Below are 17,457 nucleotides of genomic sequence, written 5' to 3' on the forward strand. Positions count from 1 at the left end.
CCATGCAATTAGAATTAAATCAAATTTCGAAGTCTTATCAAAGAAATAGTAAGAAAGCGTTAGATTCCTTCTCCTTAACTCTAACACCCGGTGTTTACGGGCTGCTTGGTCCAAATGGTGCTGGAAAAAGTACCTTGATGAATATTATTACGGACAATATCAAAGCCAGTAAAGGCTCTGTTACACTGGATGGCAAAGATGTTTTATCCATGGGCAAGGAGTTTCGAAGTCTCTTAGGTTACATGCCCCAACAACAGTCGTTATATGAAGACTTTACAGCAAAACGCTTTTTATGGTATTTTGCGGCATTAAAAGGTCTGTCCAGGCAACAGGCAAGACAAGAAATTCCCTATCTCTTCCATCTTGTGAATCTAACACAGGATGCCGGGAAAAAACTTGGCAGCTATTCCGGTGGAATGAAGCAGCGAATCTTACTTGCTCAGGCATTATTAAACGATCCCAAAATTCTTATTCTTGATGAACCGACAGCCGGCTTGGATCCCAAAGAACGAATCCGGATTCGTAATTTTATAAGCCAGATTGCTTTGGATAAAATTGTAATTCTTGCAACCCATGTTGTCTCTGATGTTGAATACATTGCAAAGGAACTTATTTTCATAAAGGAAGGAAAACTTTTACTGAAAGGTACTCCTCGTGAGGTGATGGATTGCTATAAAAATAAGGTATGGCAAATTCATATTACCCCTGAAGATTTACCAGACATTTGTAATCGCTATTCCGTAAGTAATATTGTTGGCGAGCAGGATGGTAAGGTTTGTGTAAAAATTATTGCTGATGAATGTCCGGTAGAAAAAGATGCTATGAGTGCGCCTACCACTTTAGAAGACATTTATCTCTATCTTTTTCAAGAGGCGAAGGATGATTATGATGCAATTAATAAAATATGAATTTAATAAACTGATTCATAAAAAAGTAATTTTCTTCTTACTATTCCTTTTACTTGGATTGAATATATTTCTCTTTCTTCAAGCCCAAAAGGAAGTGGTATTTCATAATACAACGGAATACCAGAGCTTATTAACAAAATATTCTGGTATGGAGCCCAAGCAGGCACTAAGTGAACTTAAGGAAATCCAAAATGACTATAGTATACTTTCACGGATTTTATATAACCGCTCAATCGGCGTTACAGAGGCAGTTACTCAAAACGACATACAAATTCTGCTTGATGATTATCCAGTACCAATAGCATATAAAGCGTTTACCCAAAGATATTCCTATCATATTAAGAAAGAAGCTGAATTTCAAACCGCTTATGCTGCTATTAATGAATTAATCGAACAGTTAAATACCATTTCATCCTATCCTCAATTCATCGGCTCTATGGAGAAAAAGGCACAATCTATGGAAAGTGTCTCTATCTTTGCGAAGAAAGATACCTTTGCTTATCGGAATATTCAAAAGACAGTACTTGATTTTAATGACTTAAAACAATTATCTCTGGAATTAGGTCAGGAAGAAGGGATTATAGCTGTCTCCCGTTTTGCATTCACTGACTATTTCCTCCTGTTATTTATCTTAATATTATCAGTATTTCTTTTTGCGGAAGAAAGAGAAAACGGATTGCTAACTATTCTCAAATCCACCACCAATGGGAGGCTAAAATTAGCAGGCTCAAAACTTCTGGTATTACTTTTATCTACCTTATTTTTGTTTGTTATATTTTATGGAGGCAACTTATTTTCTGCCAAAGACCGATTTGGTTTTGGTGATACCGGACGATTCATACAATCTATGGCTAGCTTTCGGGATGCAGAAATGCCTTTAACCGTTTCTCATTACCTGATTGTACTGTTTTTATTAAAGTTATTTGCATTGTTACTCTTTGCTGTCATTACGACCCTGCTGTTTACGTTATTTTCAAATACAAAACTGGCCTTTCTGATCAATGGCGGGATACTTGCCTGCAGCTATCTGGCTTATTCATTCATATACCCCACTTCCTATCTGAATCCTTTGAAATACCTAAATATCTTTTCCTTTCTTGATAGCTATCAAATGATTGCATATTATAACAACTTGAATCTATTTGGTTATCCAGTGTCCAGATTGAGTAGTTCCATCTCCCTTATTGGAAGCCTTATCATACTTTGCATCCTTACATACCTGTGGATTTTCAGTAAATCCGGAAGTAAAAACAGTTCACTCAATCCAGCCTTATTCAAAAGAAAAGGTGGTAATCACCTGTCCAATGGATCCGTGCATTTATGGAATCATGAGTTATTTAAAATACTGTTTTCCAATAAAGGGCTACTCTTATTATTATTAGCTTTTCTACTGGGGCTCCAATACCTTGACCGGAGTGAGTTATTTTACACGGATGCGCAATACTACTATGAGTATTATGCCAGGCAGCTCTCAGGTAAGCTGGATGAAAGTAAAAATTCTTTTCTTGAAAATGAGCAGCAACGGTTTGATCATCTATCAGTAAATATCAATTTATTGTTAGAACAATATAATAACCATGAGATCAGCAAGGAGGACTACAGAAATAAATCCTTGGAACTATCCGAATTTGCAAAATTTTATCCAGGTTTCCAGACAGCAAAACAACAGTATGAATCACTTTCCGGCTTACAAGAGCAAAAGGATATTTCTTTACATTTTATCAGTACAATTCCCAGCAGTTACATTTTTGAGGATTCCAATCGAGACTTACTGCTCGGACTGCTATATTCCGTCCTCCTGATTTTGTGTCTTTGTAATCTTTTTTGCATTGAATATAAGAATGGAATGATAAATTTAATAAGAAGTACGAAAAATGGGCGAGGTAAACTGTTTTTCAAGAAATCATTCATCGCCTATGCCATCGCGGCTTTACTTATGCTGTTTATCTATATACCAATATACATAACGCTTGCCGGGCGCTATCATTTCACTGATTGGACAGCCCCGATTCAGAGTATCCAGATATTCAGCGATTTTCCCTTTAAAATATCTATCATACAATTTATCGTTCTAATAATGATGATACAATTAACTACGGCTTTTGCTATGGTAAGTACTCTACTCTTATTAGCACAACTGCTTAAGAAGCAAACCCTTACCATATTAACCGGTGTTCTTACATTAAGTGTACCTATGATCTTTCGTTACATTGTTCCGAAGTTAGTTGAACGATATTCATTTGCTGATGGATTTAATATGTACCGGCACTTTTCAGAACAGAATTCCTTTTTATATGTATGCCTCTACGTGGCAGCCTTAATCATAATTATAGTACTGACTGAAACAGTAGCATACAGAATATTTTGCAACCGAAACCTCCGCTAAAAAGTCCTGCCGCACTTTCTTGTGTATTATCCCCTCTTGGTTTATAATAAAAGCCATGAAACCACCTGCGAAAGGAGAAAACCCCATGCTTAAATTTTCACTCAGTGTACGGGATATTGACTTTAACGAGGCTGCCGACCGGTTCTTACCCAATGAATTTAAGAGCCTCTTTATAAAAGCCGGAATCCGAATACTTCCCGCCAAGGAACAGATAACCGCATTCGTGGTAAATACCAACAAGGATAGATTCATAAGGGAAATCAATAAAGGTATGGAGAAAAAGTCCCTCCCCCTTAAAATCAATCTTATCCGGGTAAAACACTTTTAAATTGGAGGTAATACTATGTTAAAACTGGAAGTCACTTTTGATGAAATCAATTATGCCGGGCTTGCTGCCGGACTGATTCCCATGCTGCTCGAAAACCTTTCCCGCAAGGATGTGAAATCCAAAGAGGCCGCAGATCTGATAGCCAACCTGGGGGATGCCCCTGAAAGGATGCTTACTGCCGCCTTTGGCGAACTGCCCCAGCAGGATATGAACAATCTTATTTCCGGTATTGTTTCCATTTACAGGGAAGACCTTATGAAGATAGCAAACGACAAGCTTAAGGAGCAGAATATCTCCGGCGGAATTACCGATATCCGTCTGGAAAATGTATAAACTTCCACGGCAGGCTATCTCTTCCATCCCTTCTATTATACACCAGTAGAATTAAATAATATCTTTCCCTATAATAAAATAAGAACGGGACAACGTGTGCTTTCCGGTTCGATAACTAACAATAAGGAGAGATCTATGAAAAAAACTGGTTTATTACTGCTGGCATTTGCTATGGCTGTCTGCCTGCTGCCCCTTTCTGTAAAGGCGGCGGAAACAGGTGATTTTGATTCTGATTTAACAGCCTACATGAGCCAGATTAGCAGTGAAAGAGGGAAGGAAGTTACAAAGGATGATCTGGAATATGCACTTAATATCTATTCTGAAAGCCTCTCTGATTTTGATTCCGCAGACGGCCTTCAGGACTTTTTGGGAGAGGTCATAAAAGCTGATTACAGCAATTTAACCTCAATCTATGAGAAGTTCCAATTAAATCAGGAGAGTTTAACAGCTCTGCTGGGGAAAAACGGAGAGACTCTTGACGATTACGTCTTTCTCAATGTATTAGATAACAGCCTCGCCTTCTATCAGGGGGATGGCACTGGAGCGCAGGAGGCCGGCTTTGAAGAAAAGCTTACTGCCTATCTGGCTGAAATCAGCAGTATCCGCGGTTTTGACGTGACCCGTGAAAGGTTGGAGGCTTACCTTTCAAAATACGGTGAAACCCTTGGCACCTTTGAAACCTTTGCTGATTTGAAGGATTTTCTGGGAGATGTCATCAAGAGTGACCTTAGCAATCTGAATTATTTCAACAGGGAGTATCATCTGACCAAAGAGGATATTGACAGCCGTTTAAGCACCCAGGGCAAAACCATAAAGGATTATGTATTTATTGATGAGCTGGATTTTGATATATTAAAATTTGATGACGGAAAAATCACCTATCAGTATTTTATTGATGCCTTGGAAGGGTATTATCCTGGCATAACGGATAAGCTTGGTCTGACAGAAGAGGAGTATACCAGAACCTATCAGTACTTTATGTCTCTAAACGATTACTACACCAGTGAAGAGACACAGAATAAGCTGATAGACCTGCTGACACGCTTCCAGACTTTAGCAGAGGCTCTTCCGGAATCCGGGAAAGATATGACTCTGGACCAGCTTTCACAGTTCCAGGGACTTTATCAGGAGCTCCAGGATGTTCTGAAAATAAAGATATCTTACAGCATTCTGGAAAACGGCAAAAAGGCACCTCTCACTCTGCTTGACCTGATGAGTGGCAAGGATTTGGAGAACGCAGTGATTAGCATTGATATCTATACGGCTTCTTCCGAATTCCTGATGGACATCAATCTTAGCGCCGATATGTTCAGTGAAATCATAGGCGACGCAGAAACTACCCCCGTCACGAAGCCCGGTCCCTCTGTCCATAACACGGCTTCCAAGCCTGTAAAGACTGTTACCGGAGGCAAGCTTCCCAAAACTGCCACCAACAACGCTGCTATGGTATTCCTTGGTGCCATACTTGCTGCAATGGGAACCGGCCTATGGAAGACTAACAGGAAAGATAGAAATGATGCAGATGCTGCGTAAGAAATTTTTTCCCTTCCTCCTGCTGGCTGCCGGAATCCTGCTGGCTGCCGCAGGCCTTTTCAAAATGTGGCAGGGAAACTCCTTAAAAGTACCCCTTTCCTCCCAGAGAGCCGGTGTATCTGAAAATACAGAAAAGGGAGCTGCTGTACAAAAGGACACTTCAGCCCCTTCTTCCAATGACAATGCTGTCCTTCCTGAGAAATTCTTAAAAAGCAGGTTCGCAAATGTATTGGAAAATAAGGGTCTGAATAACGAAGAAAAAGCACTGTACCCGGACAGGCCGGCACAAGGTGATAAAATAGGGACTCTTACTATCCCTTCCCTGAAAATGTCCCTTCCCATATATGAAGGAACGGAGGACAAGGAACTGGAAAAGGGGGTTGGGCATTATGCAGGAAGTGTCCTTCCTGGTGAAGCTGATAATTGTGTTTTATCAGGACACAGAGATACGGTGTTCTCAGGGCTCCAAAGCCTGAAAAAAGGTGACAGCATAATTGTTAAGACTTCTGCCGGCATCTTTACCTATCGAATCCGCAAGATTCGAATAGTAGAGAAGGAGGATACGACAGTTATTGTTCCGAGACCTGCGGCCACCCTTACCTTAACCACCTGTTATCCCTTTACCTACATTGGTTCTGCACCGCAAAGATATATTATATCCGCTTATTTAAAATAAAAATAGAAATAACAGGCAGGGGTATCCCATCAGGGAATCCCCTGCCTTCTTTTTCCTCCCTTTCCTGTTCCAGTTAATTCTGTTCATATTTGGATGCTCTTCCAGCAATTCTATATGTTACAATTCGTTAAAATATATTACAATATTGTTAACTCATTGATGCCAGTATTTCTGGCCCACCAATAGGAGGTACCATGAACAGATTGAAACCGGTAAGGATAGTGCTGACAGCTTCTCTCTTATCCTTCGTACTTTTTTCCGCAAACGTATCGGCAGCAACTTATAAAGTCGTAAAGAATGATACACTTTACAAAATCAGCAAACTATTTAAAACTCCTGTAACAACTATTAAAAAAACCAACAATCTGAAAAGTGATTCCATAAAGCCGGGTCAGAAGTTAACTGTCTCATCCAAGATATATACCGTTAAGCAAGGGGATACCCTTAATAATATTGCTAAAACAAACGGAATCTCCTTAGCAAGCCTAAGAAAAGCCAACTGTAAGTGGAATAATACCTTAGCGGTAGGTCAAAAACTGATTCTTCCCGGAGTGAAATCCACTACAACAGCATCCAACACAACAGCATCCACTGTATCTTATAAAGCTGCTGTTTCTGCCCGTGCAGTGGAGTCCGCCTCTAAATCTGCGGTAATACCCTACACAAAAGCAGAAAAAGATTTATTGGCACGGCTTATAACAGCCGAAGCAACAGGACAGCCTTATAATGCCATGGTTGCCATCGGCGGTGTTGTAATCAACAGAGTTCAAAGCAAGGATTGGCCGGATACTATTACTGATGTAATCTATGATGTGCCGGGCGGTTTTTATCAGTTCACTCCAGTTAAAAACGGATTTATCAACAAGCCCGCTTCCTCCATTGCCATAAAAGCGGCAGGAGAAGCCCTTCTTGGTGCCGACCCCTCAAAGGGTGCCATGTTTTATTTCGATGACAGTTCTACGAACAAATGGCTGTGGTCAAAACCCTTAACAGCAAGATACGGAAAAATGGTATTTGTAAAATAAAAGGTATATACAAAAATTGCAGCGAAGAGGAAACTCCGCTGCAATTTTTCTATGTATTCAAAGCTTTCTGCTGAAAGCTTCTGATGTTATTTTTTGATATTAAAGGCATCGAATCCAGGATACTGGGCACTTGCACCAAGATCTTCCTCGATACGGAGCAGCTGATTATATTTAGCTACACGTTCGCTTCTGCTGGGTGCACCGGTCTTAATCTGGCAGGTATTGAGAGCTACTGCCAGGTCAGCAATGGTAGTATCCTCTGTTTCGCCTGAACGGTGGGAAGCGATTGCTGTATATCCGGCCTTATGTGCCATCTTGATTGCTTCCAGGGTCTCAGATACGGAACCGATCTGGTTGAGCTTAATTAAGATGGAGTTACCGCAGCCAAGTTCAATTCCCTTCTTTAATCTGACCGTATTTGTAACAAAGAGGTCATCACCTACTAACTGTACCTTATCTCCCAATTCTCTGGTCAGCTCCTGCCAGCCTTCCCAGTCCTCCTCATCCAGAGCATCCTCGATGGAATAAATGGGGTATTTTTCGGTAAGGCTCTTCCAGTGTGCAATAAGCTCGCTGGAAGTAAAGTGGGTTCCTGCTTTCGGAAGGATATATTCCCCGGCCTTCTCACCCTTCCATTCGCTGGAAGCTGCATCCATGGCAAGAACAAAATCCTTTCCGGGTACATAGCCTGCTTTTTCAACTGCCTGTAAGATCAGCTGAATCGCTTCTTCATCACTGGCAAGGTTAGGGGCAAAGCCTCCTTCATCACCAACGGAAGTAGCAAGTCCCTTCTCCTTTAATATCCCTGCAAGTGCATGGAATACTTCCGTACACTGGCGAAGCCCTTCTTTAAAGCTGGCTGCTCCGGCAGGCATAACCATAAATTCCTGAACATCTACATTATTGGCAGCATGCGCACCGCCGTTTAAGATATTCATCATAGGAACAGGAAGCTTATTTCCGGCACTGCCCCCCAGGAATTTATAAAGCGGAAGATTGAGAGCCGTTGCTGCTGCTCTGGCAGCGGCAATGGATACTGCAAGTATGGCATTGGCTCCAAGGCCCGATTTGTCCTTGGTTCCGTCAAGGGTAAGCATTGCCGCATCCACTGCATAAATATCCGCAGCATTCATGCCTTTTAACGCTTCCTTAATAGGTCCGTTAATGTTGGCTACCGCCTTTAATACACCCTTGCCGCCAAATCTTGATTTATCTTCATCTCTTAATTCCAACGCTTCAAATATACCGGTAGAAGCACCGCTTGGTGCCGCACCTCTTCCAATGGTACCGTCCTTTAACACCACTTCTGCTTCTACTGTAGGATTTCCTCTGGAATCAATGATTTCTCTTCCGATTACTTTTTCAATTTCCAAATACTTCATACGGTGTTCCTCCTTCAACAGTAAATACTTTTACTTAACCAAATACTACCACAATTTGAAAAAGAAAACAAGATATATTTTGATAATGATTATCAGTATTTCTAATTATCAAGCCACAGGACTTCCGTTTACTTATAATAAGGTAATTCATAGGAAGTTGATTATTGCAAGATATATTTTACATGGACACTTTTGCATTGATATAGGACTTTCGGCAAAATTCTTGTTTATTGAGTGTATATTGGGGGTATAAAAATGCACTCAGCTCCGTGAAAGTCACTTCGTTGCATTTTTATACCCCCAATATACACAGGTGAAGGCTGAGATTAATTATGATACGCTAATTATATGAAATTTAAACCAGATTGATAGAGTGGCATTTTATGCAAAATAGACAAATTTATATTTTGAGAATTTTTATAAATGCGCTATTTCCCTTTATTTTGAAACCGAATTCATTATTTTAAAACAAGTATTTATATACAAATATGTGCAAAAAAGAGAATTTCAATATCCGTCCCTTAAAAAGTCGTTATATTACATCTTATTTATTTATAAGCCATTGTATTAGCCTTCAAATTCTCTATAATGGTAGCAGATGGGGAATGTATAAGTTGAATTAAGTTTTTCGATAACTTTCCATACCAAAATTAGACGGAGGATTTGATATGAATGATATACGCTTAAGTAAATGGAGGTTTCATTATGGGGATTGCCCGGAAGCTTGGTATAAGGGCTTTGATGACAACAGCTGGGAGGAGGTGGCGGTTCCTCATGACTGGTCCGTCCATATGCCTTTTTCCAGGGAGTATTCCAGCGGAACCGGCTATCTGGCCGGTGGAATCGGCTGGTACCGTACGGAATTCTGCCTGCCGGAGGAGCTTAAAGACAAAAGAATCTATATTACCTTTGACGGTATGTATAAGAACAGCCAGGTATGGTGCAACAGCTATTACCTTGGCAAGCGCCCTTTCGGCTATGCCACCTTCCGCTATGATATTACTTCCCAGGCTGTATTCGGAGATGCCGTTAATTCTGTTTCTGTAAAGCTTGACCACCGGGATATATCCGACTCCCGCTGGTTTACAGGCTCCGGAATCATAAGAAAGGTAGTTGTTACAGCCGAAGAACCCGTTCATACGGAGTATAACGGAATCTTCTTTACCACCCCGGAAGTCTCAAAGGAAAAGGCAGCCGTTAAGGTATTTACCCCCCTGGTGAATGAAACCTCAGAGGAGGCAGAGGTGACCCTGACCCACAGCCTTGTTTTAAAGGATGAGAGCTTTCTTTCCTTTCGCACAGAGCTTTCCCTTTCTGCCGGCGAAAGGAGGGAGGTAACCTTAGAAGACTGCCTTCCTTCCCCGAAGCTTTGGTCCGTAAAGGAGCCGCACCTCTATAAGCTGGTAACAGAAATCAACGCCTCCCAAAGGAATGGCTCTCTGATAAGCAGTCAGAACTATGAAACCATGGTCGGCATCCGAAGCCTTCTGTTTACCCCGGATAAGGGCTTTTTCCTAAACGGGGAGCCGTTGAAGCTGAAGGGTGTTTGTATTCACCACGATGCAGGCTGTCTGGGGGCTGCCGTTTTGCCCTCCGTATGGCTTAGAAGACTGGAGTCCTTAAAGGAAATGGGCTGCAATTCCATCCGCATGAGCCACAATCCCCATATGCCAGAGCTCTATGACCTCTGTGATGCCATGGGATTTCTGGTAATGGATGAAGCCTTTGACGAATGGGAAAACCCCAAGAACAAATGGTGGAACGGTCACAATGTCTATCCGCCCAGACACCAGGGCTATGCGGAGGATTTTCCCCAGTGGCATGAAAGGGATTTGACCGACCTGATACGCCGGGACAGGAATCATCCAAGCATTATTTTGTGGAGCATTGGAAACGAAATTGATTACCCCAATGACCCCTACTGCCACCCCCTCTTTGAGACAATGACGGGAAATAATGACAAGGATAAGCCGGCAGCCGAAAGACAGTATAATCCCAACAAGCCCAATGCCGAAAGACTCTCCGTCCTTGCAGGGAACCTGACAGCGATTGTAAAGCAATCCGATACCACAAGACCGGTTACGGCTGCGGTTGCCTTTCCCGAGCTGTCCACCCGTATCGGATACATCGATACCCTTGACGTGGCAGGCTATAACTATAAGGAGGAATGGTACGAACAGGACCACGGACGTTTCCCGGATAAACCCTTTCTTGGCAGTGAGAACAGCCATTCCCTGGATGCCTGGAAGGCAGTCCGGGACCAGGAATTTATAGCAGGTCAGTATCTCTGGACCGGTATTGATTTTCTGGGAGAAGCCCAGGGCTGGCCCATAAGAGGCTCCTATGCCGGCCTTTTAACAACGGCAGGCTTTCAAAAGACTTCTTACTTTCGCAGAAAGAGCTTCTGGACGGATAAGCCTTTTGTTTATATTACCACCTCCAGAGAGGATGGGGAAAATGGGGACACATCCGATAATTCCTCCAGGGAATGGAAGGAGATGTTTCGCAGCTACCACTATCTTCCGGGAGAAGGAATTGAAGCCAGATGCTACACCAATTCGGACAGTGTGGAATTATTTCTCAATAACAGAAGCCTTGGCAGAAAAGCCTACGATGACAGTCTGGGTTATATTTCTTTCATTTTCCCCTTTGAGCCGGGAGAATTAAAGGCTGTGGGCTATGAAAAGGAAGGAGGGCAGCAGAATAATGTGACCGATGCGCTTTCCACAAGCGGTGCTCCCTGCGGCCTAAGGCTGGAATGCTTTTCCCCTTGTGAAGAGAGCCTTTCCTGTAACAAAGAATTTATAAAATCTATCCTGCAAAATGACGGCCTTCTACTAAAACAAATAGAGATAACGGTAACGGATGAAAAGGGATATCCCTGTCTTACAGACAGCACTCTGCTGTCCGTTTCCATTGAGGGCGGCACCTTACTGGGCCTTGAGAACGGAGACCTGGCAGACACGACGGAATATGCTTCCCCTGTCCGCCGTGCCTATTACGGAAGGCTTTTGGCCTATGCAGCCGCAGCCCCTGAAGAAAAGACGGTGCTTACCGTGTCCGGCAGCGGTTTAAAGGAAAGAAGCATTACCCTTTAACGGGAGGAAGCTCCAGGCTGCTGCCTGCAATACTTCTATTATAGTTGGCAGGGGATACTCCCACCGCCTTTTTAAAAACCTTGCTGAAATAATATAAATCTATGAAACCAACGGACTGGCCCACCTCAGACATTTTCATGTTTGTGGTGGTAATCAGCTCCGTGGCATGATTAATCCTCACCGTATTCAGATACGCAAAGATGGTCTGATGTGTCATTTTCTTAAAAATACGGTTGATATAATCAAAATTGCTGCCGGATATCTCCTCAATGTCGCTGCTGGTTATTTTCCGGGCATATTCCGTATTCAGATATTCCAGGAGCTTTTGTACCTTATGATAGGATTTGGGCATAACGGAGGTACTCTTTTGAAGCGTATCCATTAAATAGCTGCGGTACGTTTCAATAAAGGCCTCCAATACCTTTAAGGAACACATGATTTTATAGTTATCCATGTGGTTTTTGTTATGCTTTATTGCTTCATCCAGGAGGCAGCCCACCTTTATAAAATCAGCCGTGCTGTTAAAATGATAGTATTTCGGCAGCAGGAGTGTGTCCTTTTCTATGGTGGCATACGAAAAGGGGTCGCTCTTTAAGGAGTCATTATGCTTTGACAGAATAAGCTTCATGTACTCCTCTTCCCTTGTGTCCGCAACCTTTTTCATGTCCTCCTGCCGGAAATGGATGTAATAATATTCACAATAGGAAGTCTTATAGCCTTCATGGAAGTAATCCGTATCAAGAAGCAGGAAATCCCCTGCCTGAAGGAGATATTCCCTGTTATTCTCCTTTAAATACATCTCACCCTTTTTTATGACATAGATGATGTATTCATCCGCCTTTCTTTTGTTATGCACAAAGGGAGGCTGGATAACAGCCGTATTCATTAATCGTACCTTAGGAATCTGTCTGGGATTTAGCTCAAAATACATAGATACCTCCATTTGATAAAACACGTTTATTTACTAACAATATCCACTACAAGGATGAAAGGAGCCTAAATGGCTGTATTTTCTTACGACAAACAGCTGAATAAAATTGAAACGCCCTCAGGGACCATAACCTTATCCTCCCTGTTCTTCCCTTTCTTTATTGAAATGATACTGGTCAACACTATGGGAACCATAAATACTATCTCCTTAAGCCACTATTCCTCCGGTGCCGTAGCAGCGGTGGGGGCAGCCTCACAGGTAATGAATATGATATATACCTTTTATGGTGTGGTAAGTGCCGGTTCCTCCATTGTTATCAGCCAGAACTTAGGAGCCGGCAAGAAGGAAAGGGCAGCTGACTCCAGTGTCATTTCCATTCTATTCAGTGCCTCCTTCAGTATTTTACTGGGTATTGCCCTGGCCCTGGCTGCCGCCCCCTTGCTTTCCCTGATGCATTTAAAGGGAGAACTGTTAGGGCAAGCGGTTTTGTATTTTCGTATCTGCGTCTCCTTCTCCTGTTTTCAGGCAGTTTATTCAGCTCTTTCCAGTATCTTTCGCAGCTACGGAAAGCCGAAAACAGCCGTAAAGATTTCGCTGCTTGTTAATTTTACCAATGCTTTCATAAATATACTGATCGTATTCAGGCCATTTGACATACCCTTGCGGGGGGTATCAGGAATCGCCACCTCCTCTGTAATCAGCCAGTCACTGGGCATGTCCCTTATGTTCCTTTTATTAAAACGCTCCTCCTTTTTCCCTCCTTTTCGGAAAGGCATTTTAAAGCAGCTTCACCTGATAAAGAAGGTACTCTATATTGGGGTTCCGGGAGGGCTTACGAACCTTTCCTATTCCCTCTCCCAGGTAGTTTCCACTTCCATTGTGGCTTCCATGGGAACAACGGCCATGACCACCAAAATATACCTGGACAATATTTTCTTCTATGTCTATGTTGTCGGGCTGGCACTTGGACAGTCCACCGCTCTTATTATAAGCCGGCTGGCAGGAGCACGTAAATACACCCAGGCACAAAAACTGAACAAACAAAATCTTCAGATAACCCTGCTCTGCAACATTGCCTTTTCCCTTGTCATTTACCTGGCAGGAAGGCAATTGCTTGGGATGTTTACCGATGACCCTGCTATTATTTCTGCCGGACATCAAATTATGCTCTTTGATATCTTTGTTGAAATCGGAAGAGGCTTTAACCACATTGAGAACAATTCCTTAAGGGGAGCAGGAGATGTATTCTTTCCCATGATGGTTTCCCTTGCTTCCTGCTGGACCGTCAGTATATTGTTTTCCTATCTTCTTGGTATTGTATTTGGTCTCGGACTCACTGGCTGCTGGATAGCCTTTGCCATGGATGAGCTTTTTCGGGGCATTACCTATTACCTGCGCTTTAAAAGCGGTAAATGGAAGGCAAAGACCATTGTTTAGAATTACCAAGCAAACCTTTGCTTTGCAGAGGAATATATGGTAATGCTGTTAAAAGCCATCTTAATAGTATGAATTCTACTGATTAGATGGCTTTCTCTTTTATTTTTAAAGTAATCCTCCATGGTACTGACGGAGTCTATACTCCCAGCGGAGTACTTCAAGATATCTTCAACTCCTGGCTTAGGAGCTTTTATTTTCTGAGGAGCTTTATTTTCCTGAGGAGCTTTTATTTTCTGAAAAGTCCTATATCTTTTGGCAGGAATCACGAATCGTCAGAAAAGTCTCAACAGATTTAACCCTTTCCGTCTCGTTTCCATTAATACTGTCTATGATGGTTGCCATCATTTTCTCCGAATGCAGCTTTAAATTATAGTTAACCGAAGTTAGCTGAGGTATTGCAATTTCAGAGAAATACGTATCATCAAAGGCAACCAGGGATAGATCGGAAGGAATCCTGATTTTACTCTCGGCACAGGCTCTCATTACCCCTATTGCAACCTGGTCATTCACTGCAATAATGGCAGTGGGTATATTATTTCTGTCAAGGAGCTTTTTCATTGACTCATATCCGCCTTCAATTCCATAATCACTGTCCGTGATAAGTTCAGGGTCCGGCTCCAAATCATAAATCTGCAGATAATGCTTCAGCGATTCCCTTTTCCGCACTGTGGGTATTACCGTATTACGTCCGCCTATCAGTGCAATTCTCCTGTGTCCGTATTGAATCAGATAATCTATCAGCTTGCCCATTCCATGTTCTTTTTCCGTGTAGACCTTATAGCATTCCGCTCCGGGAAATTCACCGCCTACTACAATCGGCATTTTCCTGGCTGTTTTATTGATTAAATTCACATATTCGATATTTGGTTCGATTTCATCGGCATTACCACCCACCTGTATAATGGCATCCACGTGCTTTTCACACAGGTTCTTAAGATGTCCCATTTCGGAGGTAAGATCATTCATCGTATTGCAAAGTATCATATTATAGCCATATTGGGAGGCCAGCATCTCACATTCTATAAATATATTGGAGAAATATGGATTTCTTATATCAGGCACTATCATCCCGATGGTTTTGGTTTCCTGTTTGCTTAAGCTCCTGGCCAATCCGTTAGGCTCAAAATCATATTTTTTGATAAGTTCTTCTATTCTCTGCCTTTTTTCTTCGCTTACTCTGGCATTGCTGGTCAATACTCTGGATACTGTTGCAGGGGATACCCCTGCTTCCCTCGCTATATCATATACCGTTATTGCCTTCTCACTCATTACCTGACCCCTCATAGTAACTTTTTTCTGTTTGTCTTTTGCACTGTAATCATAATATAATTTGTATTATCCCGTCAAGTTAATAATATGGGATGCCGATATTCCTATAATTTATACACCTTTTTCGGCATTTCCCCTTTCTAATGGCCGCTCCCTTATAAGAAGTATTTCCCAGATCTTTTTTCCATAAAAATTTTCTAATGCATCTTGACTTTTTCCTATGTTACTATCATACTATCTTAGGACCTAAAAGCCTTTGAAATATCGGGTCCGTGAATGAAAGATTATAGAATTACAAATGCTAAATACGCAGTAAATATCCAATATTGCGGCCATTTTCCCCATAGCTGCCGCAGCCGGATATGCTCTCTGGGTAAAATAAAGGAGGACCTTGTGGAACTGAAAAAGAAACTGCTAGATAATTTAAAAGAATACCTGTTTATATCCGCAGGAGTTGAGTTAGTGGTTATTGGAGTATATTTCTTCAAATTTCCCAATAATTTCTCAATCGGCGGCGTAACAGGTCTGGCTATTTTATTAAGCAGCCTTCTGGGGCCTAAAATTAGCACCAGTACCGTTGTTTTTATTATTAATATGATTCTGCTTGTTATCGGATACGTCGTTATCGGAAGAAGCTTTGGTAATAAGACCGCTTATGGAACTATTCTGATGTCTGCTTCTTTAAGCCTGCTGGAGGCAGTTTATCCCATGAAAGCTCCTCTTACGAATGAGCCCATGCTGGAACTGGCTTTTGCCGTGCTGCTCCCTGCCGTCGGTGCCGCCATGCTGTTCAATATTGGCGCTTCTACCGGAGGAACCGATGTTATCGCAGTGATTTTAAAGAAGTATTCCAACATTGATATCGGGAAGTCCTTATTTTTCTCCGACCTCATTCTAACGCTGGCTTCCTTTCTCATATTTGATGTTAAAACAGGCTTACTATCCTTACTGGGCCTTTTAATTAAATCAACCATGGTGGATACCATTATTGAAAATCTGAATCTCCATAAATATCTGACTATTATATGTGAGAATCCAATACCTATTTCGGATTTTATATTAAATACCCTGCACCGAAGCGCTACCATAAGCGATGCCCAGGGCGCTTTCAGCCATCAGGAGAAGAAAATCATTTTTACCGTTATGAACCGCAGCCAGGCAGTACAGCTTCGAAGATTCATAAAGGAAACCGAGCCGGAAGCCTTTATTCTGATTACCAATACCAGTGAAATCATCGGACGCGGCTTCAGAGCGTAAACAAGACCCCTGCGGAAAAGAATACTAATTATCTTTTCCGCAGGGGTTCTTTTTATTAACTTCATAATTATTTTTCTATAACATCTCTAATTTCATACCAAAAGTAAGCTAAATATTTTTTGTCTATCTTTCCAACAGAAGTGTCACAAACAATAATGCCAGCACCAGTATCATAATGGGTTTTACTATCGTATACCCTTTCTTAAGTACAAGGCCGGAACCGATATAATGGCCTGCAATGCTGAATACAGCTGCGGTAAGGCCTAAGAGCAGGATCAGTTTACCATGGAGAAGAAAGGTTATCAGTGCTGCGATATTGGAGGACAGATTGACCAGCTTGGTATTACCGGAAGCGGTCTTAATATCCATTCTGGCAAGGGCCGTATAGCATAATAAAAGAAAGGTACCGGTACCGGGTCCGTAAAAGCCGTCGTAAATGGCAATAAAAAAGGAGGCTGTACAGGCTATAATAAAGGTAGCCCTGTCTGATAAAGGAGTTCTGCCTTCCTCTGTTTTCCTGCTCCTGAGTACGAAGAAAGCAGTAAAGGGCAGCACAAAGAGCAGCAGATTTTTAATGATTTCTTCCTTTACCAAAAGTGCCAGATTGGCTCCCAAGAAGGAACCTCCCAGAGCCAGGATTACGGAGACGGTTCCAATACGATAATTGACGGTTTTATTTTTTATGTATCTTGCTGTTGAAGCAGCGGTTCCGATACAGGAGGATAGCTTGTTCGTTCCAAGGGCATAATGGGGCGGCACACCTGCAATCATATAGGCCGGAAGAGATATCAGCCCTCCTCCGCCTGCAATGGAGTCAATAATCCCTGCCAGGAAAACCATAGGGCAGACAAGCAAAAAGGTGGTGATGTTTATTTCCATGATGAATACCTGTCT

14 protein-coding genes are annotated in these 17,457 nt (G+C 42.0%); 10 read left to right on the forward strand and 4 right to left on the reverse strand.

Annotated elements, in window-relative coordinates; translation table 11 throughout:
• The first annotated feature begins 2 nt into the window (after nucleotides 1–2).
• The 7 genes from BUB77_RS14865 to BUB77_RS14895 all read left to right on the forward strand — a co-directional run bounded on the left by BUB77_RS14865 (nucleotide 3) and on the right by BUB77_RS14895 (nucleotide 7,189).
• Nucleotides 3–908, forward strand: a complete 906-nt coding sequence (locus BUB77_RS14865; RefSeq protein WP_073277283.1) for an ABC transporter ATP-binding protein — start codon at nucleotides 3–5, stop codon at nucleotides 906–908.
• On the forward strand, nucleotides 886–3,294 hold the full coding sequence (locus tag BUB77_RS14870; protein ID WP_170866659.1) for an ABC transporter permease: 2,409 nt from the start codon (nucleotides 886–888) through the stop codon (nucleotides 3,292–3,294). The genes BUB77_RS14865 and BUB77_RS14870 overlap by 23 nt, the downstream gene beginning before the upstream one ends.
• A gap of 85 nt (nucleotides 3,295–3,379) precedes the next feature.
• Complete coding sequence (locus BUB77_RS14875) at nucleotides 3,380–3,622, forward strand: hypothetical protein (protein ID WP_073277287.1); 243 nt, start codon at nucleotides 3,380–3,382, stop codon at nucleotides 3,620–3,622.
• 15 nt (nucleotides 3,623–3,637) lie between these two features.
• On the forward strand, nucleotides 3,638–3,955 hold the full coding sequence (locus BUB77_RS14880; protein WP_073277289.1) for a hypothetical protein: 318 nt from the start codon (nucleotides 3,638–3,640) through the stop codon (nucleotides 3,953–3,955).
• 135 nt (nucleotides 3,956–4,090) lie between these two features.
• A complete protein-coding gene (locus tag BUB77_RS14885) occupies nucleotides 4,091–5,488 on the forward strand; it encodes a processed acidic surface protein (protein ID WP_073277291.1) in 1,398 nt (465 codons plus the stop codon).
• Nucleotides 5,469–6,164: a class D sortase gene (locus BUB77_RS14890; RefSeq protein ID WP_073277293.1), complete on the forward strand. Its 696-nt coding sequence runs from the start codon at nucleotides 5,469–5,471 to the stop codon at nucleotides 6,162–6,164. The genes BUB77_RS14885 and BUB77_RS14890 overlap by 20 nt, the downstream gene beginning before the upstream one ends.
• A gap of 194 nt (nucleotides 6,165–6,358) precedes the next feature.
• Nucleotides 6,359–7,189, forward strand: coding sequence for a cell wall hydrolase (locus tag BUB77_RS14895; RefSeq protein WP_073277295.1), 831 nt, complete (start codon nucleotides 6,359–6,361; stop codon nucleotides 7,187–7,189).
• 86 nt (nucleotides 7,190–7,275) lie between these two features.
• Here the strand turns inward: BUB77_RS14895 and eno are convergent, their stop codons facing one another.
• On the reverse strand, nucleotides 7,276–8,571 hold the full coding sequence (gene eno, locus BUB77_RS14900) for a phosphopyruvate hydratase (RefSeq protein WP_073277297.1): 1,296 nt from the start codon (nucleotides 8,569–8,571) through the stop codon (nucleotides 7,276–7,278).
• 668 nt (nucleotides 8,572–9,239) lie between these two features.
• On the opposite strand from eno, the gene BUB77_RS14905 reads away from it, so the two are divergent.
• A complete protein-coding gene (locus BUB77_RS14905) occupies nucleotides 9,240–11,669 on the forward strand; it encodes a glycoside hydrolase family 2 TIM barrel-domain containing protein (RefSeq protein WP_073277299.1) in 2,430 nt (809 codons plus the stop codon).
• Here the strand turns inward: BUB77_RS14905 and BUB77_RS14910 are convergent.
• Nucleotides 11,659–12,600 carry an AraC family transcriptional regulator gene (locus BUB77_RS14910; RefSeq protein WP_073277301.1) on the reverse strand — a complete coding sequence of 314 codons (942 nt, stop codon included), beginning with the start codon at nucleotides 12,598–12,600 and terminating at the stop codon, nucleotides 11,659–11,661. The two genes, BUB77_RS14905 and BUB77_RS14910, sit on opposite strands and share 11 nt — an antisense overlap.
• Nucleotides 12,601–12,669: 69 nt before the next feature.
• Here BUB77_RS14910 and BUB77_RS14915 point away from each other — a divergent pair, with 69 nt between their 5' ends.
• Complete coding sequence (locus BUB77_RS14915; RefSeq protein ID WP_073277303.1) at nucleotides 12,670–14,037, forward strand: MATE family efflux transporter; 1,368 nt, start codon at nucleotides 12,670–12,672, stop codon at nucleotides 14,035–14,037.
• Nucleotides 14,038–14,280: 243 nt separating this feature from the next.
• Here BUB77_RS14915 and BUB77_RS14925 read toward each other — a convergent pair whose 3' ends face one another.
• Nucleotides 14,281–15,306, reverse strand: coding sequence for a LacI family DNA-binding transcriptional regulator (locus BUB77_RS14925; RefSeq protein ID WP_073277307.1), 1,026 nt, complete (start codon nucleotides 15,304–15,306; stop codon nucleotides 14,281–14,283).
• 393 nt (nucleotides 15,307–15,699) lie between these two features.
• Between BUB77_RS14925 and BUB77_RS14930 the strand changes: the two genes are divergently transcribed.
• Nucleotides 15,700–16,563 (forward strand): YitT family protein, encoded by an 864-nt coding sequence (locus tag BUB77_RS14930; RefSeq protein ID WP_330392585.1) that lies wholly within the window; start codon nucleotides 15,700–15,702, stop codon nucleotides 16,561–16,563.
• A gap of 123 nt (nucleotides 16,564–16,686) precedes the next feature.
• Here BUB77_RS14930 and BUB77_RS14935 read toward each other — a convergent pair whose 3' ends face one another.
• Nucleotides 16,687–17,442, reverse strand: a complete 756-nt coding sequence (locus BUB77_RS14935) for a sulfite exporter TauE/SafE family protein (RefSeq protein WP_073277309.1) — start codon at nucleotides 17,440–17,442, stop codon at nucleotides 16,687–16,689.
• Between the last annotated feature and the right edge of the window lie 15 nt (nucleotides 17,443–17,457).

The sequence above is a fragment of the Anaerocolumna jejuensis DSM 15929 genome (assembly GCF_900142215.1).
Classification (GTDB): Bacteria; Bacillota; Clostridia; order Lachnospirales; family Lachnospiraceae; genus Anaerocolumna; species Anaerocolumna jejuensis.

Bases quoted from the DNA above. Each gene is read 5' to 3' on its own strand.
- BUB77_RS14865 (WP_073277283.1), top strand. From the start codon at position 3: ATGCAATTAGAATTAAATCAAATTTCGAAGTCTTATCAAAGAAATAGT.
- BUB77_RS14915 (WP_073277303.1), top strand. From the start codon at position 12,670: ATGGCTGTATTTTCTTACGACAAACAGCTGAATAAAATTGAAACGCCC.
- BUB77_RS14890 (WP_073277293.1), top strand. From the start codon at position 5,469: ATGATGCAGATGCTGCGTAAGAAATTTTTTCCCTTCCTCCTGCTGGCT.
- BUB77_RS14880 (WP_073277289.1), top strand. From the start codon at position 3,638: ATGTTAAAACTGGAAGTCACTTTTGATGAAATCAATTATGCCGGGCTT.
- BUB77_RS14905 (WP_073277299.1), top strand. From the start codon at position 9,240: ATGAATGATATACGCTTAAGTAAATGGAGGTTTCATTATGGGGATTGC.
- eno (WP_073277297.1), bottom strand. From the start codon at position 8,571: ATGAAGTATTTGGAAATTGAAAAAGTAATCGGAAGAGAAATCATTGAT.
- BUB77_RS14875 (WP_073277287.1), top strand. From the start codon at position 3,380: ATGCTTAAATTTTCACTCAGTGTACGGGATATTGACTTTAACGAGGCT.
- BUB77_RS14910 (WP_073277301.1), bottom strand. From the start codon at position 12,600: ATGTATTTTGAGCTAAATCCCAGACAGATTCCTAAGGTACGATTAATG.
- BUB77_RS14870 (WP_170866659.1), top strand. From the start codon at position 886: ATGATGCAATTAATAAAATATGAATTTAATAAACTGATTCATAAAAAA.
- BUB77_RS14935 (WP_073277309.1), bottom strand. From the start codon at position 17,442: ATGGAAATAAACATCACCACCTTTTTGCTTGTCTGCCCTATGGTTTTC.
- BUB77_RS14895 (WP_073277295.1), top strand. From the start codon at position 6,359: ATGAACAGATTGAAACCGGTAAGGATAGTGCTGACAGCTTCTCTCTTA.
- BUB77_RS14925 (WP_073277307.1), bottom strand. From the start codon at position 15,306: ATGAGTGAGAAGGCAATAACGGTATATGATATAGCGAGGGAAGCAGGG.
- BUB77_RS14885 (WP_073277291.1), top strand. From the start codon at position 4,091: ATGAAAAAAACTGGTTTATTACTGCTGGCATTTGCTATGGCTGTCTGC.